The sequence below is a fragment of the Sphingomonas mali NBRC 15500 genome (assembly GCF_001598415.1).
GTDB lineage: Bacteria > Pseudomonadota > Alphaproteobacteria > Sphingomonadales > Sphingomonadaceae > Sphingomonas > Sphingomonas mali.
Genome location: NZ_BCYX01000054.1, coordinates 1 through 25,340, shown reverse-complemented (window position 1 = coordinate 25,340; position 25,340 = coordinate 1). Strand labels below are relative to the sequence as shown.

Genomic DNA, 25,340 nt, shown 5'->3' with positions numbered 1-25,340 from the left:
ACTGGTCGACATCTGGAACCGGCTCGAGCTGGAAAGCGCCGTTCGCCTCGCGGCGTGACGGCGATCAGCAATCGGGGCAGTCTTCGCCGTCGCTGGCCAACTTCCGGCTGCAGACCGCATGGCACCCCGTAGGCGATTCCTCGCGCGGGGCTTTTTTGCGATCGAGCGGAATCGCGATGCGGTGACTGTTGTCGCCACATAACGGCAGCGTCAGGACCTGCGAGGGCGGGCAGCAGGCAATAGCCAGCGCCAGTCGAGCGATCCCCGCAATTCCCATCCAGGCCGCGACACCTTCAGTCATCCCGATCATCCTCGATCAGGATACGCATAGAGGCGCCGTCGAGATCCTCGAACTGGCCATCGCGAACCGCCCAAAAGAACGCCGCGAGGCCAGCGAGGCCGAGGCCGAGCGCGAACGGGATGAGCAACAGGATGCCGTTCATCGTACCGCTCCCCTCAACCGCAGCGCATTGGCGACGACCAACAGCGACGATCCCGACATTGCCGCTGCGGCGATCAACGGTGTCACCTGCCCCAGGATGGCGAGCGGCACGGCGATCGCGTTATAGCCGATCGCCAGCGCAAAGTTCTGGCGCACGACCGTCATCGTCCGCCGTGCGGCCGCGAGCGCGAGGGGGACAGGCATCAACCGGTCGCCGAGAAAGACGATATCGGCAGCGAGCGTGCCGACATCGCTCGCATTGCCCGGAGCCATCGCGACCTCCGCGCTTTTGAGCGCCGGACCGTCGTTGAGGCCGTCGCCGACCATAAGGACATGGTGCCCCGCAGCCTGAAGCTTGCGGACGTAATCGTATTTGTCGCCCGGCGACATCCGCGCCTGGGCCGCGACTCCAAGCGTGGCGGCAAGTTCCGCAACCGCGGCAGGCGTGTCGCCCGACAACATCTCTACGGTCAGCCGCGAACGATGCAGGCGCGCGATCGCTTCCGCCGCATCAGGCCGGGTTTCGTCCCTCAGGACGACGAGATGGGGCGGCTGTTCTCCGACGCGATAGGCGATTGCCGTGCGATCATAGTCGAGTGCGCCGTCGCCGGCGATCCAGTCGGGCCGTCCCAGCCGGCAGTGGACCCCGGCGATTTCGCCTTCGAGCCCCAATCCGGCCTGCTCGCTCAGATAGGCGGCCGGCAGCGCCACCGCGCCCGCCTGTTGAGCCGCCATCGCGATCGCGCGCGACATGGGATGCGTGCTGCCGCGCGCCAGGGTGAACAGGATCGACAGGGTGGCGACGTCGTCGGGCATGCCGCTGACCGGAACGAAGCGCCCCAGCGTCGTCGTCCCGGTCTTGTCGAGCAGCACGGTATCGACGCGCGACAGGCGTTCGATCGCGCTGCCGTCCTTGACCAGCATCCCCGCGCGCATGAACGCACCCGAAGCGACGACGTGGGCGATCGGCACCGCCAGTCCCAGCGCGCACGGGCAGGTGATGATGAGGACGGCGACACCGATCGTGGCCGCCTGATGCACGCCGGCGCCGGCGATCAGCCAGCCGAGGAAACTGAGCGCGGCCAGCGTATGGACCGCGGGCGCATAAAGGCGCGATGCTCGATCCGCGATCCGCACATAGCGTGATTTGACCTGGTGCGCCGTTTCCATCAGCCGCGCGATGTCGGCGATCGCCGTATCGTCGCCCGTTCGGGTCACGCGGATCACCAGCGGGGCCGCGACATTGATGGTGCCGGCGAGAACTTCGCCATCGGCCTCCACCGGATCGGGCGCGCTTTCGCCTGTCACCAGCGATCGGTCGACCAAGCTTGTGCCGGTCTCCACGATCCCGTCGACCGGGATCCGCTCGCCGGCAGCCACGAGCACGCGCTCGTCGGGGCGCAGGTCGGCGATCGGGCGCCGCGAGGACGATCCGTCGGCGGCGAGCACCAGTGCATCGGCTGGAACTTGGTGCAGCAAGGCCGCAACGCTGTCGCGGGCACGGGCACGCATGACGCTGTCGAGGAAGCGCCCCGCGAGCAGGAAGAACAGGAGCATGACCGCGCCGTCGAAATAGGCATGCTCGCCACCTGTGGCGGTTTCGTAGAGACTCATCAGCGTGGTCAGCACGACGCCGATCGAGATCGGCACATCCATGTTGGTGCGGCCGCGACGCAACGCGCTCCACGCGTTGGTGAAGAATGGCCGCCCGGCAAAAGCCACTGCGGGGATCGCGATCAGCGCGGACAGCCAATGGAACAGCCCGCGTGTCGCCTCATCCGCGCCCGACCAGACCGATACCGACAGCAGCATGATGTTCATTGCCGCGAACCCGGCCACGCCGAGCGCGAGCAGCAGCCGGCGGCGTTCGCTGTCCTCGCCCGTGCTCTCGGCGGCAGCGAACGGATGCGCCCGAAAGCCCAACCCCTCGACCGTGCGCACCAGGGTCGCCGCATCGATCGCCGGGGCATGGGCGACATGCAGCCGATGCGTCGAGAGATTCATCCGGGCGGTCGCGATTCCGGGCAGCGCGTGCAGACCGCCCTCGATCTTGGCGATGCACGAGGCGCAATGCACGCCCTCGACGGTCAGATCGGTCGTCGTCAGGCTATCGTCGCGACGGATGACGACCGGTGCGTTCATGCCCTGATCTCGTCGTCGAACGCCGCACGCTCGGTGCCGGCGCTGACCTCGATGCGGACCAACCACCTTCCGTGCGGCAATCGCTCGTCGGAGCGGTACATGCCACCACCCAATGCGTGCAGGCGAAAGCTACGCTGCGCGACCAGCCCGACAGGGTGGTTGGCGATGATGCGGACGGAGGCATCATCAATCGACCGGCCGGCGCGCGACAGGCGCAGCGAAACTTCGCCGGTGCTGTCCGCGGTCGGCGCGGCTTGCCAGCCTTCGCGCTCCTGCTGACGACCTTCGGCGAGCCAGCGATTATAGTGCGTCGTTGCGACATAGGAATTTTCGACCACCAGTCCGCCGAACGTCCGGATGGCGTCGGTTGCCATCACGGCATTGACGGCGATCACCACACCGAAAAAGCCGATCATGATCGCCAGCATATGCCAACCGGTGAAGCGTGCGGTCATCATCCTACTCCGGGCGTTCGAAGAAACTGGGTGCCGACGCAGCGCCGCCTTCACGGTCGAGCGCGCGCGCGGTGAAGGTGATCGTCGTGCGCTGGTCGCCCGTCGCCGGCGCCGCGGCGAACAGCGATACCTTGGCCACCTGGTCGGCGGGCACTGTCAGCCGTACCGCGCGCGACGCGCTTTGGCGTGATCCTTCCTCGGTCCAGATGGCGGCATCGAGTCCTTGCAGGCCGAGTTCGATGGTGCGCGGGCGACCTTCCATGTTGCGCACCTTGATCGAATAGCTGTTGCGGATGCTGCCGTCGGACAGACGCACCCACATCGGGTTGCGGTTCTGCAGTGCCTCGACCGTCAGCCGGGTGCGGGTGCCGAGCGAGAACAACATGGCGAGCCCGACCGCCGACCAGGCAGTGAGATAGATCAACGTGCGCGGCCGCAGCAGTCGGCGCAGCGGCGGCAATGCCGGCTTGCCGGCGCTCTCGAGCCGGGCATCGACCTCCGTCGTATAGCCGATCAGCCGCGGCGGCCGGCCGACTCGCTTCATCACATCATCGCAAGCGTCGATGCACAAGCCGCAGGTAATGCACCCGATCTGCGGGCCTTCGCGGATATCGATTCCGGTCGGGCAAACCGCGACACAGGCGTTGCAGTCGATACAGTCGCCGATCCGCGTCGCGCCGGTGGCGAGGTCGGCCAGCACCATGTTTCCATCGCGTGCTTCGGCGGCGCGCTTCACGCCGTGGCTGCGCGGTTCGCCACGCCAGCTCTTGTAGGTCACCGCGAGCGTGCGCTCGTCCATCATCGCGCCCTGGATGCGCGGCCAGGGACACATATAGATGCACACCTGCTCGCGCATGAGCCCGCCGAGCGTGAAGGTCGTGAACGTCAGAACCCCGATCGTCGCATAAGCGACAAATGGCGCGGTTCCGTTCGCGAGTTCGCGGGCAAGCGTTGGCGCATCGGTGAAGTAGAAGACCCAGGCACCGCCGGTCGAGACCGCGATCGCCAGCCAGAGGATGAGCTTGCTCGATCGCTTGGCGATCTTGGCCGGTCCCCAGGGAGCCCGGTCGAGCCGGATCTGCGCGTTGCGATCGCCCTCGATCATGCGTTCGACATGAACGAACAGGTCGGTCCACACCGTCTGCGGACAGGCATAGCCGCACCACGCTCGCCCGACCGCCGACGTCACCAGAAACAGACCGATCGCCGCCATGATCAGCAACCCGGCCACGTAATAGAATTCGTGCGGCCAGATCTCGATCGAGAACATGTAGAAGCGGCGATGCGCCAGATCCACCAGCACCGCCTGATCGGGAGCGTAGGGCCCGCGGTTCCAGCGCAGCCACGGCGTGACGTAATAGACGACCAGCGCGACCGCCATCACCGCCCATTTCAATCGGCGGAACGTCCCGTCGATCTTCTTGGGGAAAACCTTGCGGCGAGCGGCGAAGAAATGCTCCTCGCCATTGGTCAGATCGCGCGGGTCCGCCATCTCACTTGGCCGCGACGGTGGTGGCCGGGGCCGCCGCCGGAATGGCCTCGCCGCCGCCCAGCGAATGGACGTAGACGGCAACCATCTTGAGCGTCACCGGGTCGAGCTTCTGACCCCAGGCCGGCATGATCCCGTAACGCGCATTGGTGACCGTTTGGGTCAGCGTGTCACGATCGCCGCCATAGAGCCAGATCTTGTCGGTCAGGTTGGGCGCCCCGACGGTGCGGTTGCCGCCGCCATTGGGACCGTGACAGACCGCGCAATTGTTGGCGAAAATCGCGCTGCCGCGCTTGGCCGACGGGCTTGCCGCCTCCTGATGCGAGATGAACCGCACGTAAGAGACGACGTCCTGCACCTCGTCCGCCTTCAGGATCTCGTCCTTGCCGAACGCCGGCATCTGCGACATGCGGGTATTGTCGTCGCCCGGGAAACGCACGCCGTCGAGCAACGTCTGTTGGATCGACTTGATGTCGCCGCCCCACAACCAGTCGTCATCGTTCAGGTTCGGATAGCCTTTGCTGCCGGCCGCGCCCGATCCGTGGCACGCCGAGCAATTGATGCGGAACGCTGCGCGTCCGCCGTCGATCGCCGCGTGCATCAGCGTCGGATTCTTCTCGATTTCCTCGATCGGCAGACGATCGATCGCCGCGAGCGTGGCCGCCTTGGCCTTTTGATCAGCGGCGAGTTCCGCCTCCAACTGGCCCTTGCTGGTCCAGCCCAGCACGCCCGGCGTGCCACGGGTCAATAGCGGCCAGGCCGGATAGGCGATGCAATAGCCGATTGCGAACACGATGCAGGCGTAAAAGATGTACAGCCACCACCGTGGCATCGGCGTATCGAGTTCCTCGATTCCATCCCATTCGTGACCAACGGTGCTGGTGCCCGTCGCCTGGTCGATGCGCTTGTTGTCAGCCATCGGCCTGATCCTCTTCGAAAATGCTGGTGGCGGCGCGGTGCGTGGCCGCGCTCGAATTCGGGCGGAAAGCCCAGCCGACAAAGCCGACAAAGGCGACTCCCATCAGCACCAGGCCCCAAGAGTCGGCGAATAGCCGGAGCGCTTCGTAGGTCATTTGGCGGTCTCCCGTGCCGCCGCCTTCTTGAAGTCGACCTGAGTGCCGAGCATCTGAAGATAGGCGATCAACGCGTCCATCTCGGTCAGGCGACCCGGATTGCCGTCGTAATCGCGCGACTGCGCGCCGGGATAGCGCTTGGCCAGTTCGGCCTTGTCGCCGTCGCCGAAGTCGCCCTGGGTCAGGACGTCGGCGACCGCCTTTTTGACGTCGTCGTCGCTATAGGGAACGCCGACGTCGCGGAGCGCCGTCAGATCGCGATCGATATGCGGCAACTCGAGGTTGCGGTCCGCCAGGAAGGCATAGCCGGGCATGATCGATTCGGGCACGACCGAGCGAGGGTCGGTCAAATGCTGGCGATGCCATTCGTCCGAATAGCGTCCGCCGACGCGGGCCAGGTCCGGACCGGTGCGCTCGGACCCCCACAGGAACGGGTGATCGTACATGCTTTCGGACGCCAGGCTGTAATGCCCGTAACGCTCGACCTCGTCGCGGAACGGGCGGATCATCTGGCTGTGGCAGAGCGAGCAGCCTTCGCGGATGTAGATGTTGCGTCCGGCGAGTTCGAGCGGCGTGTACGGCCGCACGCCGTCGACTTTGGGCACCGTCTCCTTGATCCAGAACAGCGGGGCGATCTCGACCAGGCCGCCGATCGCGACGACGAGTAAGGCGAACACCATCAGCAACATGACGTTGCGCTCGATCACCTTGTGCTTCTGAAGGAATGAAATGGCCATTGCTGCTTACTCGGCGGCAAGAGGAAGGGGAGTGGCCCCGAGGGCCGCTGGCACGACCGGGCGGTCCTTCGCCGGATCGAAGGCGGCCGTGGTCATCGGCGCTTCGTCGCGGAGCTTGCCCGCGATCGTCATCCAGACGTTCCACACCATGAAGATCGCGCCGGCGAAGTAGAGCAGGCCACCCGCGGTGCGGATCACGTAATAGGGATGCAGCGCCGCCACGACCTCGGCGAAGGAATAGACCAGATACCCGTCCTCGCCATATTCGCGCCACATCAGGCCCTGGGTGATGCCGGCGACCCACATCGAGGACGCGTAGAGGACGATACCCAGCGTCGCGCACCAGAAGTGCCAGTTGACCATGCGCAGCGAGTAGAGCCGCTCGCGAGCCCACAGGCGCGGCGTCATGTAGTAGATCGCGCCGAAGGTGATCATGCCGTTCCAGCCGAGCGCACCCGAGTGGACGTGACCGATGGTCCAGTTGGTATAGTGCGACAGCGAATTGACGCTCTTCACCGACATCATCGGGCCTTCGAAAGTCGACATGCCGTAGAACGCGAGCGCGAAGACCATCATGCGGATGATCGGGTCGGTGCGGATCTTGTCCCACGCGCCGTTGAGCGTCATCAGGCCGTTGATCATTCCGCCCCAGCTCGGCATCCACAGCATCACCGAGAACACCATGCCGAGCGTCTGCGCCCAGTCGGGCAGCGCGGTATAATGAAGATGGTGCGGGCCGGCCCAGATGTAGAGGAAGATCAGCGACCAGAAATGGACGATCGACAGGCGATAGCTGTAGATCGGCCGTTCGGCCTGCTTGGGCACGAAATAATACATCATGCCGAGGAAACCGGCAGTCAGGAAGAAGCCGACCGCGTTGTGGCCGTACCACCATTGGGTCAGCGCATCCTGGACGCCCGAAAAGGCCGAATAGGATTTCGATCCCAGCCACGATGCCGGCACCGAGACATTGTTGACCAGGTGCAACATCGCGACGGTGATGATGAAGCCGAGGTAGAACCAGTTGGCGACGTAGATATGCGGTTCGGACCGCTTCACGATCGTGCCGACGAAGACGACCAGGTAGCTGACCCAGACGATGGTCAGCCAGATGTCGACATACCATTCGGGCTCGGCATATTCGCGGGCCTCTGTGATCCCCATCATATAGCCGGTCGCCGCCAGGACGATGAACAGCTGGTATCCCCAGAACACGAAGCGGGCGAGGGCGGGCGCGAACAGGCGCGCACGGCAGGTGCGCTGCACGACATAGAAGCTGGTCGCGATCAGCGCATTGCCGCCGAACGCGAAGATCACCGCCGACGTGTGGAGCGGACGCAGGCGCCCGAAGGACGTATATTCAAGACCGAGATTGAAGATCGGCCAGGAGAGCTGCGACGCGATCAGGATGCCGACCAGAAATCCGGCGATGCCCCAAAACACGGTCGCGATGACGCCCCAGCGTATCACGTCGTCATAATAGCGGTCGGGGCGTACCGCCTCCGGCGCGCGCCCGATCTGCCGCAGCGTATAGAAAGCCGCGATCGTCGCCGCGGCGGCGCAGATCATCATGTGCACGGCAAAGCCGGTATCGGCCGCAAAGCCCGCTGCGCTCACGCAGAGGAACATCAATAGGAGCCAACCCCCGGCCCTGGTCACGACGTCGTCCAAATCGACCCCCCGAAAAGCGTTGTCACCCCGGTTCATGGGGATGGCGGCGGCTTAACCGGGAGGGCGAGCGTGGCTCTATGCGTAGTTTCCCCAAGGCCTTGCCGGCGCGATGGGGCGGTGGCCGCCAGCGCCGGCGATTTCCTTGACCGCGATCAAATCCAGGCTGTGGGGCGGGGGTTTATGGGCTCTTCGTGACGAGGCGTCAGAGGGGGCAATCGGTCGCCTCGTCACTTTCCATCAGCCGAGGCACCACCCGTCATGCAGTCCGACGAAATGCTCGCCACCCCTTTCTGGCGCCGATCCCACTATCTCGATCGCATGACATTACGCGAGCTCGCCGGCGCCTACTTCCGTCACTATGCGATCATCACGTACCTTGTGCTGGCGGCCGCGATGGTGGGTCTATACCTCTACCGGCCGGCCTCGCTCGTTCAGACCGCCGCGGCGATCGCGCTGGTCGTCCTGGCCTATCCGCTGGTCTGGTATTCGCTCCATCGCTGGGTGCTGCACAGCAACTGGATGTTCAAGGTGCCGTTCCTGGCCCCGGCGTGGAAGCGCATCCATTACGACCATCACCGGGATCCCAATCACCTGGAGGTGCTGTTCGGCGCGCTCTACACGACGCTCCCGACCTTGCTGCTGGTCGCGGCGTTGCCCGGATGGATGATTGGGGGGATCGGCGGGGCTGCCGCCGGATTCGCCGCTGGCCTGCTCGTCACCTGCTTCTACGAATTCGCGCATTGTATCCAGCATCTGTCCTACAAGCCGCGGCTGCGGTTTCTCGCGGTGATGAAGGCGCGCCACCTCGAGCATCATTTCCACGACGAACGTGGGAATTTCGGCATCACCAATTTCTTCTGGGATCACCTGTTCCAGACCTATTACACGCGGCCGCAACGCCCCGCTAAAAGCGCCACGGTCTTCAACCTCGGCTATGACGATGGGATGTCCCGCCGCTATCCGTGGGTCGCGCGCCGGTCGGGCGGAGTCGCCTCCAGCCATCCGCGATATCGGGGCGGCGTCCGTGACTGAGCCGTGGCCGATGCTCGAACAATGGTTCGCCGACGCCGCGGCGGCCGACCCGGCCTTCTACAACGCCGCTGTGCTGGCGACAGCGGACCGCGATGGACGGCCATCGTCCAGGGTCGTGTTGCTCAAGCAACATGATCGGCACGGCCTGGAATTCTTCACCAACAACGCCAGCCGCAAGGCTCGCGAGTTGGCCGACCGCCGCGACGCCGCGATTTGCCTGTTTTGGCCCCGGCTTGGCCGTCAGCTGCGGATCGAGGGACCGGTGACGGCGATCAGCAGCGAACGCAGCGACGCCTATTTCGCGTCACGCGATCGGGAATCGCAGATCGGTGCCTGGGCCTCTCGCCAATCCGAGCCGCTACCCGATCGTGCCGTCCTGCTCGCGCGGGTCGCGTCACATGCCGAGCGCTTCGACGGGCAGGACGTCGTGCGACCGCCCTTCTGGGGCGGCTATGTCATGCATCCGACGTCGATCGAATTCTGGTCGGAGGGTGCCGCGCGATTGCACGAGCGGCGGGAATATCGTCGTCGCGGCGACAATTGGATTATTCAGACGCTATTCCCTTGATCGGACGGAGGTCGAGCCGGCTCGTCGCGTCGGATTCGCTCTACTTCGCGAAGAACCTTTTGATAGTAAAGCGCATCGTCGTCCCGTCCGGCGCGCACGGCGTCGGCCATCCGGTCAACCAGATATTGATGGGCGCGCCGACCATAGGCCGCAGCGATCGTGCCGGCGTCTAGCCGATGCATTTCCCGTACTCCGATTCGGTCCGAAGTGGACCGAAATTCTTCCCTGCCGGCGAATGCCCGATCGCGCGATCCGTAATGTTGCGGATAGACGCGGGGCGTGCACGAGGTCGCCGCTGACCAAAGGGCTTCGTAATTCCCCCAATATCGCCGTCGCAGCAGGGGCAATAGGCTGAGCGCCGACTATTCCGCGGAGAGGGCGATGAAGAATATCCTGGTATTGATCCATGACGATCCTGGTCAGGAGGCGCGCCTTCAACTGGCCTTGGATGTGACGAGAATGTTCAACGGTCACCTGATGTGCCTGGATGTCGCAATCCCTCCGGTCGCTCTCGCGGATGAGGCATTCGGAGGTGGGGTTAGCGCAATCCTGCTCGCCGAAGAAGTCGCCAGTGAGGCCAGCAATCGTAAGCGATTGGAGCGGCGGCTGAAGAACGAAGGCGTTTCCTGGGAATGGGCCGACGTAACAGGCCGGCTCGCCCCCAGCTTGCGCGCCGCCAGTCAGTTCGCGGATCTGATCGTCGTTAATCGGCGACTGGATGACTTCCCTAGTGCGGACATGCGCGCCGTCGCCGGCGAAGTGATCGCGCGATCGGGCAAGCCGGTATTCGCCGTTCCGGAGAATCTGCGCCGATTCCGGCCGTCCTGTGCCATGATCGCCTGGAACGGATCGACCGCTTCGATGGCGGCGGTGCGACACGCACTTCCCCTTTTACAGCATGCCGACCGTGTGTTCCTGACCGAAGTGGAAGGGCGCGGCGAAGGATCCGCCGAGGCCGCAGCCAGCTATCTGTCGCGGTATGACATCCATGTCCGCGTCGAGCGGCTGGCGCCCGAAAATGGCGAAATCGGCCGCACGCTAATCGGCCGCGCCGTGAGCCACGATGCAGGCTATATGATCGCCGGCGGATTTGGGCACTCGCGGTTGACGGAAGCGTTGTTCGGCGGCGTCACTCGCGACTTGCTAGCGAACGCCCCATGCCCGGTGTTCATGGCGCACTGACGATAGTCATATCCTGCGCGTGGGTATCGTCCGTGGCCGGCGTGAGCGCAAAGGAGAGTAGCGGGAGCGCCAGCGCATAGGCGTATTGCGTGAGCGTAACGCCGATGTTGAATGGGAACCAGATGGTGGGGACGCCCAACCGGGAAAGCTCGGTGATGAACAGCGCGACCGCTATCACCGCCATTGTCGCCAGTGCCAGCAATCTGCGTTCGCCCCGCGCCTTGATCCGCGCGGCGATCATCGCGAACAGGACAGCGAAGACGGTGCGGCCAACGGTGACCAGCGCATCCGCATGAATAGCCGCTCCAACAACCCTTGCGGCCCAGGCCGCTATGCCGGTCAGCAAGACGACCCGCCGGTCGCGCCCGTCTGCCCAGTCGTTCCAGGCGGCCATCCACGCCAACATGGCGAGCGGTGACAACAGAATGGCGTTCTGCCGATCCAGTGTCGAAATATCGATCAGGTCGGTCCAGGCGGACACCGCATTACCCAGCCTCAGACAGGCGGTCGCCACGAGGGCGATCGATAGCCATCGGGCAAAGCCGGGCCTTGCTGTCGACGGGGCCGCGACGAGCGCGATCCCGGCGAGCAGGAACATCATGATCGGCAACGCGATTTCGACGATATAGCCGGCGATAGTTCGATGCCATTGGGCGCGGTGCAATATGTCGCCGAACGAAGCCGCGGCCAGGGTAGGCACGCTCCTGAGCCCGCCACTCTGATCGTCCCGGCCAAGCCCCGGCTGCATGAAAGTCCTGATGGCCAGCAACGCGGAACGCTCGCCCGCCGATGGCGGAAGCCTGACCAGGAATGGCCGGGCGCCAACCACTTTCTGGTCGTGGTCCAGCCTGCCGATGCCGCCGATCGGCTTGCCATTCCAGAACATCTCATAACCGTCGTCGACCATCGTCGGGCCGAGTAACGTGAGGTCGCCCTGCGCGGGCAAAGCGACACGGCGGCGGTACCAGCCATAGCCCTCAAGACCGGGATGACCGTGCGCGTGCCAACCCGCGAGATAGCCGGGAAGACCAACATCGAAATCGTGATTGCCGGGCAGCGAAACCAGGTCGATCCGATCCCAGTTCCGATCGTCGGTCCGCGAATCGGCCCATCGTGGGTCGTCGCCCGGATGGAAGCGCCATGTCCCGTCCAGCACCCGCGCCGGGCCGATCGGATCGGGCCGGCCGCCGATCGCGAGCGTTGCGATGACCGAGAGCAGCATCGCCAGGCTCAGAGAGCAGAACCAGAATCGCAGCCGCTGAGACAATTCGCTTCTCCCACAAGCTGCGTGAAGGAAGGTGCATTTGGAAACTGGAGCAGGTAGAGCTCCTGCACCAGTTAAATTGATTTCACTGGTGCAGTCAACGGAGTGCATTTGGGATGGTCGCTTCCTCTCCCCGTCCAGTTTCCGTGATCCGTCTGGATGGCGGCCGCTTGTCGATCGATTTCGCCAACACGATCCACGACCGGTTCGCGGCAGACGTGGAGGATTATATCGCGACCCCCGAACGATATGTGGAATGGGCCCGGCGCTCCGGTGCGATCGCTACGGATGAGATGATAGACATGTCGCGTCTGGAGGGAGAGGGCGAACGCCTCATGGCGGACGTTCGCTCGCTGCGGGATGCCACCTATCTGCTCTTGTCGGCCTGCATCGACGGGGTTGCGCTTCCTCAAGGTCCGCTGCTGGTCGAAAATCACTGGTTGCTGCGTGCCTGGCAGAGCCAGTCGCTGTCGGAAAACGGCCTCCTTACGTTGCGCGCGGACCCGGAAGATCTTCGCATCCCTCTCAAGCGGATCGCCCTGGACGTCGTGGATACGCTGGTCGATGCGCGCGCGGGCAAGTTCAAACTCAAACGCTGTGCGAACCAGAGCTCCTGCGGATGGATTTTTGCGGACACGAGCAAGAACGGGCGACGACGGTGGTGCGCGATGCAAACCTGCGGGACCGCCAGCAAAACGGCGACTCGCCGGAACAGGGGCTAACGTCCGCGATACGTCGCGAGCGGCCCAGAATGATTCCGCCGGGTCAATCCAAGACCGGCGAACTGAGCCGGATCATAACTTCGGGTTATCGGCGCAAGACGTAATTGCGATTGATTCCTCGTCCCCGCTCACGGACGTTGCAGTGCCCGGCCAGCAGTAAAGACCGAGAGCATAAACATCAGGGGGAAATCATGGCGCCTCATTCGCGTTCCGAAGTCGCACGCCTGCGCTCTGCGTACCTTGCCGGTTGTGCCGCGATCTTGCTGATATCTCCGCCCGCACTTGCCGCGAGTGCCAACAATGCGGCACCGGCTGCGCAGGAAACGCCCCCTGCTACACAGCCAAGTGACGATGAACCGCAGAAGGACATCGTCGTCACTGGTTCGCTGGTCCGCAGCACCGGCTTCACCGCACCGACACCGGTCACGGCGATTGATGCCGACGCCCTGGCGCGGGTCGCCGCGCCCAACGTCGCCGACGCGATCAACCAGATGCCGGCGCTGCGCCCGTCGCTCACCCCGACCAGCGCGGTGAATGCCGGTGGCGGCACCCAGATCGGCGGCAATTATCTCGACCTGCGCGGTCTCGGCTATGCCCGTACCTTGGTGCTGCTCGATGGCCGGCGCTACGTGCCGTCCAACCCGACCGGTGCGGTCAATCTCAACAACATTCCCCAAGCCCTGATCGACCGCGTGGATGTGGTGACGGGCGGTGCCTCCGCCGCTTATGGCGCCGATGCCGTGGCGGGCGTGGTCAATCTGCAGACCAAGGCGAACCTGGAGGGCCTTAAGGCAACGCTGCAGGCCGGCGAGGCCGGAGCGGGCGATTACCGCAACGTGCTGATCTCGGTGGCAGCAGGGACGAAGCTGACCGACAGCATGCACCTGGTATTGGCCGGCGAATATTCCGACAATACTGGCATCGCCCGTTTGTCCGCGCGGCGCTGGGCCGCGGCCGGTGCAGGCCTGCTCGCCAACCCCAATGCCGGCAATGGCGGCCTCGGCACGCCGAGCCAGCCGCGTCAGTTTCTCGTCACCAGCGGTCTGCGTAACAGCAATTCCACGGCCAATGGCGTGATCACCGGAGTGACGTTTCGGCCCGGCTCCGGCGCCCCGATCAACACCATCACCGGCCTGCCGGCCTATCTGAAGGGCATTCAGTTCAACGATGCCGGTCAGGCGGTGCCGTTCTCACTGGGCACCTTGACGACCTCGGGCACGGCGCTGGGCGGGGACGGCGTGAACGGTATGGCCGATCAGGTCGGGGCGACTCCGATCACGCGCTATACCGCTTATGGCAAGCTGAGCGGCGACATCTCGCCCGGCTGGACCGCGTTCATCGAGAGTTCCTACAGCCATTTCCATTCGCTGCAGGACGGTATCCCCTCGACCTTCAGCTACACGATCGCGGCGGACAATTTCTATCTGCCGACAGATCTGGCCGCGACCCTGGCGGCCAACAAGGTCTCGGCCATCACCGTCAACAAGCTCGCCGATCAGAATGCGCGGACGCTGACCAGCTACAATACCGACGTCTATCAGATCACGCTGGGCGTGCATGGCGAGCTCGGCAAGAGCTGGGCGTTCGACGGCTATTACGGCCACGGCCGCAACTACAACGACAATATCAGCCAGAACAACCGCATCCTTGCCAATTACGCGCTGGCGATCGACGCCGTGGCCGACCCGGCTCGTCCGGGTTCCGCTATCTGCCGGTCCACCCTGACCAAGCCGAGCAATGGCTGCATCCCGCTCAACATCATGGGGAAGGTCGACCCGAACGATCCGGCGTTGCGCTACGTCAACGGGGTCGCCGAAACGATCAACGACATCGAGCAGGACGAGCTTTCGCTCACGCTTCGCGGCGAGCCTTTCTCGACCTGGGCCGGGCCGGTCTCGCTAGCTGTGGGCGGCGAATATCGCAGTCAGTCATTGAGGGTGAATTTCGACAGCGCCTCGCGGGCCGGGGCTTATTCCGCTCCCGCACTTCCTTATTCCGGCAGTGTCGACGTTAAGGAAGCGTTCGGCGAGTTGTTGATCCCGCTGCTGGCCAATTCACCGTTCGGTAAGCGGCTGAGCGTCGATATCGCCGGTCGTGTCACCAATTACACGACCTCGGGTACGGTCGAGACCTGGAAAGCGGGTGTCGACTATGCGATCAACAATTCGATCCGGCTGCGCGCGACCGAATCCCGCGACATCCGCGCGCCCAATCTGACCGAATTATATCAGAAGAGCGGCAGTTCCTTCCTGACCGTCACGGATCTCGACCCGCGCTATCTCGGGCAAAGCTATCTGGTCACGGCGCTGACAGCGGGCAATTTGAACCTGAAGCCTGAAGTCGCCCGGACCTTCACGGGCGGCGTGGTGCTGACGCCGAGCTTCATTCCGCGGCTGAGCATCTCGGTCGACTATTACAATATCGACATCAAGAAGGCGATCATCCAGCTGACGCCGGCGACGATCGTGCAGCAATGCTTCACCACCAACACCGCGGCTTGCCAGTACATCACCCGGGACAATAGCGGCCTGATCACCACGGTATTCAGCGGACCGACCAATCTCGCTTATGCCATGACCCGCGGCATCGACGTCGAGATGAGCTATACCGTGCCGGTCGGCGCCGATCGCCTCGTCTTTCAGGGGCTGGTCAATTATCTGATCAAGACCGAGACTTATGACGGGACCGTCCATGTCCGATTGGACGACAGCGTGGTCCAGCCGACCGTCGCCGGTATGGGCGGCAACCCGCGGTGGAAGGCGAACGCCAATGTCAGCTATATCGCCGGCGACTGGCGCCTCAGTGCCACCGCGCGCTATGTCGGCGGCGGCTTCATCGACCGCACCTTGACCGCCAGCAATCTCGACAAGCTGACCGTCAACGGACGGCTCTATGCCGACCTTTCCGGTGAAGTGACGATCTTCCGTCCGCACGGCGCGGGCAGCAAGATCGCCTTGTTCGCCGCGGTCCAGAACCTGTTCGACAACGATCCGCCGATCACCGGCGCCGGCGGCTACGGCACGACGCGGGCCCTGTACGACACGATCGGCCGCCAGTTCATGGGCGGGTTCCGCGTGAAATATTGAGGTCGATTGCCGACAAAAAAGGGGAGGGTAGCGTGACTCGGATCGGATATCTGCCGCTGTTCGCGCTCATCGCGGCGTCATTGACGGCGCCCGCGGCAGCGGCCGCGGCGCCGGTCGAACCGACGGCGGCCAAGGCGGCCGCAGTCAAAGCAGCGCTAGATGTGCCCGCCGCCTCCGCCGCTCCAGGCTGCGCGGTCGGCCTGTTTCGGGGCGGCAAGACCGAATTGCTGGTCAACGACGGCTATGCCGATGTCGCGACCGGTCGCCGCATCGATGCCGACACGCAATTCTATGCCGCCTCGGTCTCGAAGCAGTTCACCGCAGCCGCTCTCATGCAATTGGTCGTGGCCGGCAAGGTGCGGCTCGACGCCGACGTCCATCGCTACCTGCCCGATTTGCCGCCCTATCCCGATCCGCTGACGATCCAGAACCTGTTGAACATGACGAGCGGCGTGCGCGACTCCCTGGTTCTGTTGCAGCTCGACGGGATCGAACCGCTTTCCCGTGCGAGCCGGGCCCAGGCGCTGGCCGAGGTGTTTCAGCAGCGGGATACCAAGTTCAAGCCCGGCACCGCCTACGATTATACCAATGGCGGCTATCTGCTGCTGTCCGAAGTGGTCGAGCGCGTCTCGGGCGAAAAGTTCGAGACCTATGTCGGTTCGCATCTGTTGAAGCCACTCGGCATGACCCGCAGCTTCGTCATGCTGGGCAGCCGTCCGTCCGACGCCAATGCCGCGCGCGGCTATACCATGCCCGGCGGCAAGGCGACGCTGACCGACGAAATCCCGCTATTCGGCGGAAGTGGCGGGCTGATCACGACGATCAATGATCTCGCCAAATGGTATGCCGATATCGACAATGGGCATAAAGTCTGGACCCCGGAACTCACTCGGCTGATGACCATGCCGGGACGGTTCGCGGATGGCCGCCCGGTGCGCGATCATGGCCAGGGCGCGGTCTATGGCAATGCCCTGCTGATCGGTCCGCACTGGTTCCACCACACCGGTGCCGCGGGAGGATTTAAGACTCTGTTCGGCTATGATCGCGAGCAGCGGTTCGGCCTGGCGCTGCTCTGCAACAACGGCGATTACAACCCGGACAAGGTCGCGGATGCCGTGCTTGCCGCTTATGATGGAAGCGTGCCGCGCGTGAGCGAAGGCGCCCCGCCTTCATCGCTCAACGGCCGCTACGGCAATCCGAACCTCAAGGCGGTCTATTCCATCGCCCTTACCGAAGCCGGCGGCACGGTGACGGTCACCGACCGCACCGGCAAGCCAGGCGCGCCGCAAGTGCTGGAAGCGACCGGACCCGGTCAATATAAGGGGCGGGGCTACACGCTGAGTTTCGATGACAATGGCATGGGCTTCACTCTAACTATTCCGCGCGTGGTTCTGCACTTCACCAGATTGCCCTGACGCATTGCCTGTCCCTTAGGACGGCGTCGCCTGCAGCGTCATCGTCGCGAAATCGATCGTCAGCAGCTTGAGTTGGGCGATCATGTCGCTGCCGACGCGGGCGGCGCTGCTGTCATTCTCCTCGATATTGACCTTGAGCGCTCTCAGCGGAACATTGTCGACGGTATAATCGAACTGGGGCAGCAGGCGGACCTTGGTGGTGACGAAGCCACCGGCGCCACCGATCGTCGCGTTGCGCTCCGCGGCGCTCGCAAGCTGGTCCTTTGTCAGCAGTCCTAGCCCGGGCCTGCGCAACGCGGTCGAATCAGCGCCGCTGTCGAACTGCGCGCCGGCCGTGCCGAGCGGGGTCGCGATCGGGATACCGAGCCCATCTTCATGCCAATAGACGCGTACGGTCTTGCCGTTGGGCAGAGGCGCGTCGCTGCCGAGCGCCAATTTGGTGCCGCCGTCGATCCAGGCGACCCGGCCGAGCGCGGCGAAGGCGGGCAGGCCGAGGATGGCGGGGATCGTGTAATCCTTGCCGAGCTTCAGCATCGCGTCGGGGAGGATCAGCACCGGCAGTTTCTCGACGGTGGCGCCGCCGATCGTCGCTTTGTCGATCAGGCCCAATTTGCCGGTCACGCGGTTGCTGGTCGAGGTGCCGACATCGCTTGATCCCGGCAGGACGCGCACATTGAGCGTCGCCGCCGTACTTTCGGTGACGACCGAGATCTCCGCGCCCGTATCCATGAACCAGGGCAGGGTGACGCCGTTGACCGTGACATTCGCGCTCTTGCTGCCGAGCGGATTGGCGATGGTCGGCACCGTCGCGCCACCATGCGCGCGGATCGGCGGCGCGGCGCGGAACGCCTCGGCGATCTTCTCGTCGCTGGCATCCTCGCCATCCGGCGCCAATTTGTTCGCCTGGGCGCAGGCGGCCACGCGCTTCTCGCCGCCGGTGCGGACGCCGTAATCGATGCACAGGCGATGGAACAACATTGCGCGGCTGGTCGTCGACGCGTCGGGGTGTCCGGCGAGCCATGCCTCGATCGCCGCATCCTCGCCCGGTCCCCCGCGTTCGGCGTCATAGGCCAGGCGCTCGGCCGAGCCTGCCTTGGGCGGTGGCGCATAGGGATCGGGTTGGGGAAGAGCAGTCTGGGCGAGCAGCAGGGCAATCAGCGGAGTCGGCATCCCGCGATCCTTCCCGCCGCACCACGGCTTGTCTAGACCGGATCAGCCGGTAAAGGCGGGCGCATGACGACCGAACTTCCCAAGACCTTCGACCCCGCCGAGATCGAAACGCGTTGGTATGCGCATTGGGAGACGAGCGGCCAGTTCCGCCCAGATCGCCCCGGCGCCGAACCGTGGACGATCGTCAACCCGCCGCCCAACGTCACCGGCTCGCTCCATATCGGCCATGCGCTCGACAATACGTTGCAGGACGTGCTGGTTCGGCATGCGCGGCTCAAGGGCAAGGACGCACTCTGGGTGGTCGGGACCGACCATGCCGGCATCGCGACGCAAATGGTTGTCGAGCGCCAGATGGCCGAGCGCCAGCAGAAGCGCACCGATTTCACGCGCGAGGAATTCGTCGCCAAGGTCTGGGAATGGAAAGCCGAGAGCGGCGGCGAGATCACGCAGCAGCTCCGCCGGCTCGGCTGTTCGATGGACTGGGCGAACGAGCGCTTCACGATGGACGAGGGCTTTTCCAAGGCCGTCCTCAAGGTGTTCGTGGACCTCTACAATCAGGGCCTGATCTATCGCGACAAAAGGCTGGTGAACTGGGACCCGGGTCTCGGCACCGCGATCAGCGACCTCGAGGTCGAGACCAAGGAGGTCAAGGGCAGCTTCTGGCAGATCCGCTATCCGCTGGCCGACGGGTCGGGATCGATTACCGTCGCGACGACGCGGCCGGAGACGATGCTCGCCGACATGGCGGTCGCGGTCCATCCCGAGGACGAACGCTACAAGGCGATGATCGGCAAGCAGGTGAAGCTGCCGATCACCGGCCGGCTGATCCCGGTGATCGGCGACGAACATGCCGATCCGACGCTCGGTACCGGCGCGGTCAAGATCACGCCGGGGCATGACTTCAACGATTTCGAGGTGGGCAAGCGCGCCGGGCTCAAGGCGGGCGAGATGCTCAACATGCTCGACGCCAAGGGGCAGGTTCAGCAGACTGCTGACGGCCTGATCCCCGACGATCTACTCGGCATCGACCGCTTCTGGGCGCGCAAGCTGGTGGTCGAGCGGCTGAAGGAAGGCGGCTTCCTGGTCCCGCATGTCGACAAGGAAGGCGTCGAGCATGACGCCGAACCGCGCACGATCCAGACTCCTTATGGCGACCGCTCGGGTGACGTGATCGAGCCGTGGCTGACCGATCAATGGTATGTCGACGCCGAGACGCTGGCGAAGAAGCCGATCGAGGCGGTGCAGTCGGGCGCGATCAAGATCGTGCCGAAGAGTTGGGAAAAGACCTTCTTCAACTGGATGGAGAACATCCAGCCGTGGTGCGTGTCGCGGCAGCTGTGGTGGGGACATCGGATTCCGGCGTGGTTCACCGACGATGGCCGCATATTTGTTGCTCAAGATGAGCAGGCCGCTTTGCTGCAAGCGATCGGGCAGAATGACGCTGGGCTCGACCTGACGGGAGGGTCGGCGATCGTCGTGGAGGATGAGCGGGCTGCGCAGGCGTTGCGCGAGACGCTGGCCGATGATGATAAGACGCTTATCCTGTGGCAAGACCCCGACGTCCTCGACACCTGGTTCTCCTCTGCACTCTGGCCCTTCGCGACGATGGGCTGGCCCGAGGAAACTGATCCCAAGCTTCATGGCCGTTACCCCAATGACGTGCTGATCTCCGGCTTCGACATCCTGTTCTTCTGGGACGCGCGGATGATGATGCAGGGGATGCATTTCATGGGCGATGTGCCGTTCCGCACGCTCTATCTGCATGGCCTGGTGCGCGCCGCCGACGGGCAGAAGATGTCCAAGTCGAAGGGCAATGTCGTCAACCCGCTCGGGCTGATCGATAAGTACGGTGCCGACGCGCTGCGCTTCTTCATGGCGGCGATGGAAAGCCAGGGCCGCGACATCAAGATGGATGAGAAGCGGGTCGAGGGTTACCGCAACTTCGCGACCAAACTGTGGAACGCCGCGCGCTTCTGCCAGTCGAACGGCATCGGCGCGTCGAAGACGCTCGAGGCGCCCGAAGCCACGCTCGCGGTCAACAAATGGATCATCGGCGAGACGATCCAGACGGTGCAGGCGGTCGACCTGGCGCTTGCCGATTATCGTTTCGATGGCGCCGCCAACGCGATCTATCAATTCGCCTGGAGCCGGTTCTGCGACTGGTATCTCGAGCTGATCAAACCGGTGATGAGCGGCGACGACCGTGGCGCGATCGACGAGGAGAGCAAGGCGGTCGCGGGCTGGGTGCTCGACCAGATCCTGGTCATGCTCCACCCGTTCATGCCCTTCGTGACCGAGGAGCTTTGGTCGAAACTGGGCGAGCGAGAGTCCGACCTGATCGTCGCGAAATGGCCGATCGCCGATGCACGCGCAATCGATCCCGAAGCAGGCAAGGAGATCGACTGGCTGATCCGGCTGGTGAGTGAAGTGCGGTCGAGCCGGACGGAACTCAACGTGCCGCCGGGTGCGCGGCTGCCAGTGCACCTGCGCGACGCGTCACCGGAGACGCTGGCGCGGTTCGACCGTCTGGCGCCCGCGATCGCGCGTCTCGCGCGGATCGATCGTGCCGAGGGCGATGTCACCGGCGGTGCGGCACAGGTCGTGCTCGACGAGGCGACTTTCGTCCTGCCGCTGGAAGGCGTGATCGACCTTGCGGCGGAGCGCACGCGCCTGACCAAGGCGATCGAGGCGGCGACGAAGGAGCGCGATAGCCTGGCTGGCCGGCTGAATAACCCGAGCTTCGTCGAGCGCGCCAAGCCCGAGGCGGTGGAAAAGGCGCGGGCGGATCATGCCGAGAAATCGTCCGAGGCCGAACGGCTGACGGCAGCGCTGGCGCGGCTGGGTTAGCCTGATCCACAACGTCACCCCGGCCTTGTGCCGGGGTCCAAATATCCTCAACGGAACCCAGCCGTTGTTGCACATTGGATGCCGGGACAAGCCCGGCATGACGGTGTGGGATTTCCGGCCCGTGCTGCGCAATGCCGTTGGAACCCGTCCGACTTGGAACGGATTATGTTGCCCCTCGGGCTAGGCGAAACGCCGTGCGTTGCCTATTTGGGCGCGACTTCAGCGATCACCGAATCCGGCCGTCCGGGCCGCAGAAAGGCAATCCACCCGTGGCGCAGCCGCCGCAACAGCCTCAGCAACGGGGGCCCGGAGGCCGCCGCGACCTGACCGTCGGGCCGATCGGCCCGACCTTGCTCGCCTTCGCGCTGCCGACGCTCGCATCCAACATCCTCCAGTCGCTCAACGGTTCGATCAACTCGATCTGGGTCGGGCGTTTCCTGGGCGAAGGCGCGCTGGCGGCGACGTCCAACGCCAATATCATCATGTTCCTGATGTTTTCCGCCGTGTTCGGATTCGGCATGGCGGCGACGATCCTGATCGGCCAATCGGTCGGGCGACACGATATCGAAGGCGCGCGCCGTGCGTTCGGATCGGCGGTCGGGCTGGTGATCGGTGGCGCGGTAGTGATTTCGATCCTGGGCTGGCTGTTCGCGCCGCAGATATTGCGGCTGCTGGCGACGCCGGGCGAGGCGCAGAACATGGCGCGCGATTATCTGCGCGTGATCTTCCTGGGTCTGCCTTTCTCGATGCTTGGCGTGCTCATCCAGATGAGCCTGCGCGGCACCGGCGATTCGGTGACACCCTTGTGGTTCATGGCGCTGAGCGTGGCGATCGACAGTACGTTCAACCCGCTGTTGATCGACGGCATCGGCCCGTTCCCGAAGATGGGCATTGCCGGCTCGGCGACCGCGACCTTGCTGGCCGGTATCGTCTCGTCGGCGGGCCTGCTGATCTATGTCTATTGGCGCAATTTACCGATCCGTCTGCGCGGCCACGAACTGCATTACCTGATCCCCGAAAAGGCGCTGGTGAAGATCATCCTGGCCAAGGGTCTGCCGATGGGCGCGCAGATGCTGGTCATGTCGACGGCTGGTCTCACGATGATCGGCCTCGTCAACCGTCACGGCGTGGAAACCGCCGCCGCCTACGCCGTGTCACAGCAGCTGTGGACCTATATCCAGATGCCGGCGATGGCGATCGGCGTCGCGGTGAGCTCGATGGCGGCGCAGAATATCGGCGCCGGTAAATGGGAGCGGGTCAACGCGATCACGCGGTCGGGCATCCTCTACAACACGATCATCACGCTCGTCGTCAACGCCGCGATCATCCTGTTCGACCGTCAGGTGATGACCCTGTTCGTCGGCAGCGGCAGCCCGGCAATCCCGATCGCGCGGCATATCCAGTTGATCTCGAGCTGGACCTTCGTGATGTTCGGCGCGACGATGGTGCTGTTCTCGACCGTGCGCGCCAACGGGTCGACGGTGCCGCCATTGGTTATCCTGGCGATCGCATTCTATCCGGTCCGTCTCGGCTTCGCGATATTGGGCCAGCCGCTGATCGGTGCGGACGCTTTGTGGTACGCCTTCCCGATAGGCTCGATGGTCTCGCTCCTGCTTGCCGGCTGGTATTACAGGAGCGGACATTGGCGTGAGCAGATGCTGATCGTCCCGCCGGAGCCCGAGGCGGAAGAACATGCCCATGGCACCGGCGAGCCGGCGGGGCGGTTGCACCCGACGGGCTGACCGAGAGTCTCCTCGGCCCTTGCGCAGAGCGGCGCGGGGGCTCACATGCGCGGCCATGAGCCACTATCCCGCGACCCGCCTCCGCCGTCCTCGCGCCTCGGCCTGGAGCCGGCGGATGCATGCCGAAACCACGCTGACCTCGGCCGATCTGATCTGGCCGCTGTTCATCGCCGAAGGGCGGGGAGTCGAGGAACCGATTGCCAGCCTGCCCGGCGTGTCGCGCTGGTCGGTCGATGGCATCGTCGCGCGGGCGAAGGAAGCGCGCGATCTCGGCATTCCCTGCATCGCCTTGTTCCCGAATACGCAACCTGACCGCCGCACCGACGACGGCAAGGAAGCGCTCAACCCCGACAATCTGATGTGCCGCGCGATCCGTGCGCTCAAGGACGCGGTGCCCGATATCGGCGTGCTGACCGACGTCGCGCTCGATCCCTATACCAGCCACGGGCATGACGGCTTGCTCGACGAGAGTGGCTATGTACTCAACGACGCCACGGCGGAAGTGCTTGTCGGTCAGGCGCTCAACCAGGCCGCGGCGGGCGCCGACATCATCGCGCCGTCGGACATGATGGACGGCCGCGTCGGCCTGATCCGCGATGCGTTGGAGGCGGACGGTCATGTCAACGTCCAGATCATGTCCTACGCCGCCAAATATGCCAGCGGCTTTTACGGCCCGTTCCGCGACGCCGTCGGCTCGCGCGGGCTGCTCAAGGGCGACAAGAAGACCTATCAGATGGACCCGGCCAATGCCGAGGAAGCGTTGCGCGAAGTCGCGCTCGATCTGGCCGAGGGCGCCGACAGCGTGATGGTCAAGCCGGGGCTGCCGTATCTCGATATCATCCTGCGCGTGAAGGATCGCTTCGAAGTTCCTGTATTCGCTTATCAAGTGTCGGGCGAATATGCGATGCTGGAGGCGGCGGTCGCGGCCGGCGCCGCCGAGCGCGACGCGGTCGTGCTGGAGACGCTGATGGCGTTCAAACGGGCCGGGTGCTCCGGCGTGTTGACCTATCATGCGCTGCATGCGGCGAAACTGCTGGCGAAATGATCGAGACGCCTCGCCTGATCCTTCGCCCGTGGCGTGAGGACGATAAACCCGCGTTCGATGCGATCATCAACACGCCGGCGATGATGGCGCATTTCGGCGGGGTCGCGCCGCGCGACAAGATCGACGGGCTGATCGATCGCCAGATGGAGAAGCAGGCCGCCGACGGCCATTGCATGTGGGCGGTCGAGACCAAGGTCGACGGCCAACTGGCGGGGATTTGCGGGCTGCGGCTCGGCGGACATCCCGATACGCCGGTCGACGGGGTGTATGAGCTTGGCTGGCGCATCGCCGAGAAGCATTGGGGGCAGGGGATTGCGCGGGAAGCGGCCGAGGCCAGTCGCGACTGGGGCTGGGCGAACACCCCGGCGGACATGATTGCGGCCTGGACCAATCCCGACAACGCGCCGTCCTGGGGGCTGATGATCCGGATCGGCATGACGCGGCGGCCCGAGCTCGATTTCCGCCACCCGCTCTATCTCGATAATGACGACGTGATCGGCGACATGATCGTCTATGCGATCGACCGGCCGCGATGAGTGCAACCATGATCGAGACTGAGCGGCTGATCCTGCGCGGCTGGCGCGAGAGCGATGTCGCGCCGTTTCATGCCATGTGCACCGATCCGGAGGTCATGCGCTATCTCGGGCCGCCGCTGAGCCGCGAGGACGCCGAAGCCGCCGCGACGCGCCAGAACGCGTTCATCGCCAGCCACGGCTATTGCTTCTGGGCGGTCGAGCGAAAGGCTGACGGCGCGTTTCTCGGCTTTTGCGGGCTCAAGCCAGGGCCCGAGGGCACGCCGATCGCCAATCAGGTCGAGATCGGCTGGCGGCTCGCACGTGACGCCTGGGGCCAGGGCTATGCGCACGAAGCGGCCGAAGCGTCGATCGCCTGGGGTTGGACGAACACCGACGCGCCCGGCATCGCTGCGATGACCAATATCGAGAATGTGCGCAGCTGGGGCCTGATGGAACGGCTCGGCATGGTGCGCGATCATGATAGCGATTTCGACCACCCGGCGGTGCCGGTCGGCGATCCGTTGAGGCCGCACATCGTCTATCGGATAGCGCGGCCCTAGACCTCCTGTTTGTCCTAACCCTCTCCGGCTTGTCCTAGCCCTCTCTCGCTTGCGGGAGAGGGTGGGTGAGGGGCTTCTTTCTTCTTCCAAGCGGCTCTTGCCAAAGAAGAAGTAAGAAGACCCTCACCTTCCCACCGCTTCACGGCGGGCCCCTCCCTCTCCCGCAAGCGGGAGAGGGGAATG

The 25,340-nt window shown here is 64.5% G+C and carries 22 protein-coding genes; 12 read left to right on the top strand and 10 right to left on the bottom strand.

All coding sequences use genetic code 11. The features are described 5' to 3' along the window. A partial coding sequence (locus SMA01S_RS25035) for a hypothetical protein (protein WP_218016943.1) occupies window positions 1-185 on the top strand: 185 nt, incomplete at its 5' end. A 108-nt stretch (window positions 186-293) separates the two neighbouring features. Here the strand turns inward: SMA01S_RS25035 and ccoS are convergent. The 8 genes from ccoS to ccoN are packed head-to-tail and all read right to left on the bottom strand — an operon-like array spanning window position 294 to window position 8,045. Beyond that, the gene (gene ccoS / locus SMA01S_RS21660; RefSeq protein ID WP_066590482.1) at window positions 294-443 is read right to left on the bottom strand and encodes a cbb3-type cytochrome oxidase assembly protein CcoS; all 150 of its coding nucleotides are present in this window, start codon (window positions 441-443) and stop codon (window positions 294-296) included. Then, entirely contained in the window at window positions 440-2,584 is a 2,145-nt protein-coding gene (locus SMA01S_RS21655) for a heavy metal translocating P-type ATPase (RefSeq protein ID WP_066827235.1), read from the bottom strand. Before SMA01S_RS21655 ends, ccoS begins: the two co-directional genes overlap by 4 nt. After that, window positions 2,581-3,039, bottom strand: coding sequence for a FixH family protein (locus SMA01S_RS21650; protein ID WP_066827238.1), 459 nt, complete (start codon window positions 3,037-3,039; stop codon window positions 2,581-2,583). Before SMA01S_RS21650 ends, SMA01S_RS21655 begins: the two co-directional genes overlap by 4 nt. Window positions 3,040-3,043: 4 nt before the next feature. Next, window positions 3,044-4,531 carry a cytochrome c oxidase accessory protein CcoG gene (gene ccoG, locus SMA01S_RS21645; protein ID WP_066827233.1) on the bottom strand — a complete coding sequence of 496 codons (1,488 nt, stop codon included), beginning with the start codon at window positions 4,529-4,531 and terminating at the stop codon, window positions 3,044-3,046. A gap of 1 nt (window position 4,532) precedes the next feature. After that, on the bottom strand, window positions 4,533-5,447 hold the full coding sequence (gene ccoP / locus SMA01S_RS21640; RefSeq protein ID WP_066827231.1) for a cytochrome-c oxidase, cbb3-type subunit III: 915 nt from the start codon (window positions 5,445-5,447) through the stop codon (window positions 4,533-4,535). Then, complete coding sequence (locus SMA01S_RS21635) at window positions 5,440-5,601, bottom strand: CcoQ/FixQ family Cbb3-type cytochrome c oxidase assembly chaperone (RefSeq protein WP_066827229.1); 162 nt, start codon at window positions 5,599-5,601, stop codon at window positions 5,440-5,442. The genes ccoP and SMA01S_RS21635 overlap by 8 nt, the downstream gene beginning before the upstream one ends. After that, on the bottom strand, window positions 5,598-6,338 hold the full coding sequence (gene ccoO / locus SMA01S_RS21630) for a cytochrome-c oxidase, cbb3-type subunit II (RefSeq protein ID WP_066827227.1): 741 nt from the start codon (window positions 6,336-6,338) through the stop codon (window positions 5,598-5,600). Before ccoO ends, SMA01S_RS21635 begins: the two co-directional genes overlap by 4 nt. Before the next feature lie 6 nt (window positions 6,339-6,344). Then, on the bottom strand, window positions 6,345-8,045 hold the full coding sequence (ccoN, locus tag SMA01S_RS21625) for a cytochrome-c oxidase, cbb3-type subunit I (RefSeq protein WP_066827225.1): 1,701 nt from the start codon (window positions 8,043-8,045) through the stop codon (window positions 6,345-6,347). Between the two features lie 282 nt (window positions 8,046-8,327). Here ccoN and SMA01S_RS21620 point away from each other — a divergent pair, with 282 nt between their 5' ends. The 3 genes from SMA01S_RS21620 to SMA01S_RS21610 all read left to right on the top strand — a co-directional run bounded on the left by SMA01S_RS21620 (window position 8,328) and on the right by SMA01S_RS21610 (window position 10,791). Beyond that, window positions 8,328-9,041, top strand: coding sequence for a sterol desaturase family protein (locus tag SMA01S_RS21620; RefSeq protein ID WP_369405679.1), 714 nt, complete (start codon window positions 8,328-8,330; stop codon window positions 9,039-9,041). Further along, complete coding sequence (gene pdxH / locus SMA01S_RS21615) at window positions 9,034-9,609, top strand: pyridoxamine 5'-phosphate oxidase (RefSeq protein WP_439654322.1); 576 nt, start codon at window positions 9,034-9,036, stop codon at window positions 9,607-9,609. Before SMA01S_RS21620 ends, pdxH begins: the two co-directional genes overlap by 8 nt. 381 nt (window positions 9,610-9,990) lie before the next feature. Beyond that, window positions 9,991-10,791 carry a universal stress protein gene (locus SMA01S_RS21610; RefSeq protein WP_066827219.1) on the top strand — a complete coding sequence of 267 codons (801 nt, stop codon included), beginning with the start codon at window positions 9,991-9,993 and terminating at the stop codon, window positions 10,789-10,791. Here SMA01S_RS21610 and SMA01S_RS21605 read toward each other — a convergent pair. Further along, complete coding sequence (locus SMA01S_RS21605; RefSeq protein WP_157094083.1) at window positions 10,778-12,058, bottom strand: glycoside hydrolase family 2; 1,281 nt, start codon at window positions 12,056-12,058, stop codon at window positions 10,778-10,780. The genes SMA01S_RS21610 and SMA01S_RS21605 overlap by 14 nt on opposite strands. 167 nt (window positions 12,059-12,225) lie before the next feature. Between SMA01S_RS21605 and SMA01S_RS21600 the strand changes: the two genes are divergently transcribed. The 3 genes from SMA01S_RS21600 to SMA01S_RS21590 all read left to right on the top strand — a co-directional run bounded on the left by SMA01S_RS21600 (window position 12,226) and on the right by SMA01S_RS21590 (window position 17,278). Next, entirely contained in the window at window positions 12,226-12,777 is a 552-nt protein-coding gene (locus tag SMA01S_RS21600) for a CGNR zinc finger domain-containing protein (protein ID WP_218016942.1), read from the top strand. Window positions 12,778-12,968: 191 nt separating this feature from the next. Then, on the top strand, window positions 12,969-15,863 hold the full coding sequence (locus SMA01S_RS21595) for a TonB-dependent receptor plug domain-containing protein (RefSeq protein WP_084250500.1): 2,895 nt from the start codon (window positions 12,969-12,971) through the stop codon (window positions 15,861-15,863). Window positions 15,864-15,895: 32 nt separating this feature from the next. Continuing rightward, complete coding sequence (locus SMA01S_RS21590; protein ID WP_066827213.1) at window positions 15,896-17,278, top strand: serine hydrolase domain-containing protein; 1,383 nt, start codon at window positions 15,896-15,898, stop codon at window positions 17,276-17,278. Between the two features lie 15 nt (window positions 17,279-17,293). Here SMA01S_RS21590 and SMA01S_RS21585 read toward each other — a convergent pair whose 3' ends face one another. Next, on the bottom strand, window positions 17,294-18,448 hold the full coding sequence (locus tag SMA01S_RS21585) for a retropepsin-like aspartic protease (RefSeq protein WP_066827212.1): 1,155 nt from the start codon (window positions 18,446-18,448) through the stop codon (window positions 17,294-17,296). 63 nt (window positions 18,449-18,511) lie between these two features. Here SMA01S_RS21585 and SMA01S_RS21580 point away from each other — a divergent pair, with 63 nt between their 5' ends. From SMA01S_RS21580 to SMA01S_RS21560, 5 genes are all read left to right on the top strand, one after another. Then, a complete protein-coding gene (locus SMA01S_RS21580; protein ID WP_066827210.1) occupies window positions 18,512-21,295 on the top strand; it encodes a valine--tRNA ligase in 2,784 nt (927 codons plus the stop codon). A 269-nt stretch (window positions 21,296-21,564) separates the two neighbouring features. Continuing rightward, window positions 21,565-23,037, top strand: coding sequence for an MATE family efflux transporter (locus tag SMA01S_RS21575; protein WP_066827208.1), 1,473 nt, complete (start codon window positions 21,565-21,567; stop codon window positions 23,035-23,037). A 55-nt stretch (window positions 23,038-23,092) separates the two neighbouring features. Beyond that, window positions 23,093-24,082 (top strand): porphobilinogen synthase, encoded by a 990-nt coding sequence (gene hemB / locus SMA01S_RS21570; protein ID WP_066827206.1) that lies wholly within the window; start codon window positions 23,093-23,095, stop codon window positions 24,080-24,082. Then, complete coding sequence (locus SMA01S_RS21565; RefSeq protein ID WP_066827204.1) at window positions 24,079-24,618, top strand: GNAT family N-acetyltransferase; 540 nt, start codon at window positions 24,079-24,081, stop codon at window positions 24,616-24,618. Before hemB ends, SMA01S_RS21565 begins: the two co-directional genes overlap by 4 nt. 8 nt (window positions 24,619-24,626) lie before the next feature. Then, window positions 24,627-25,157 (top strand): GNAT family N-acetyltransferase, encoded by a 531-nt coding sequence (locus tag SMA01S_RS21560; RefSeq protein ID WP_066827202.1) that lies wholly within the window; start codon window positions 24,627-24,629, stop codon window positions 25,155-25,157. Window positions 25,158-25,340 lie beyond the last annotated feature (183 nt).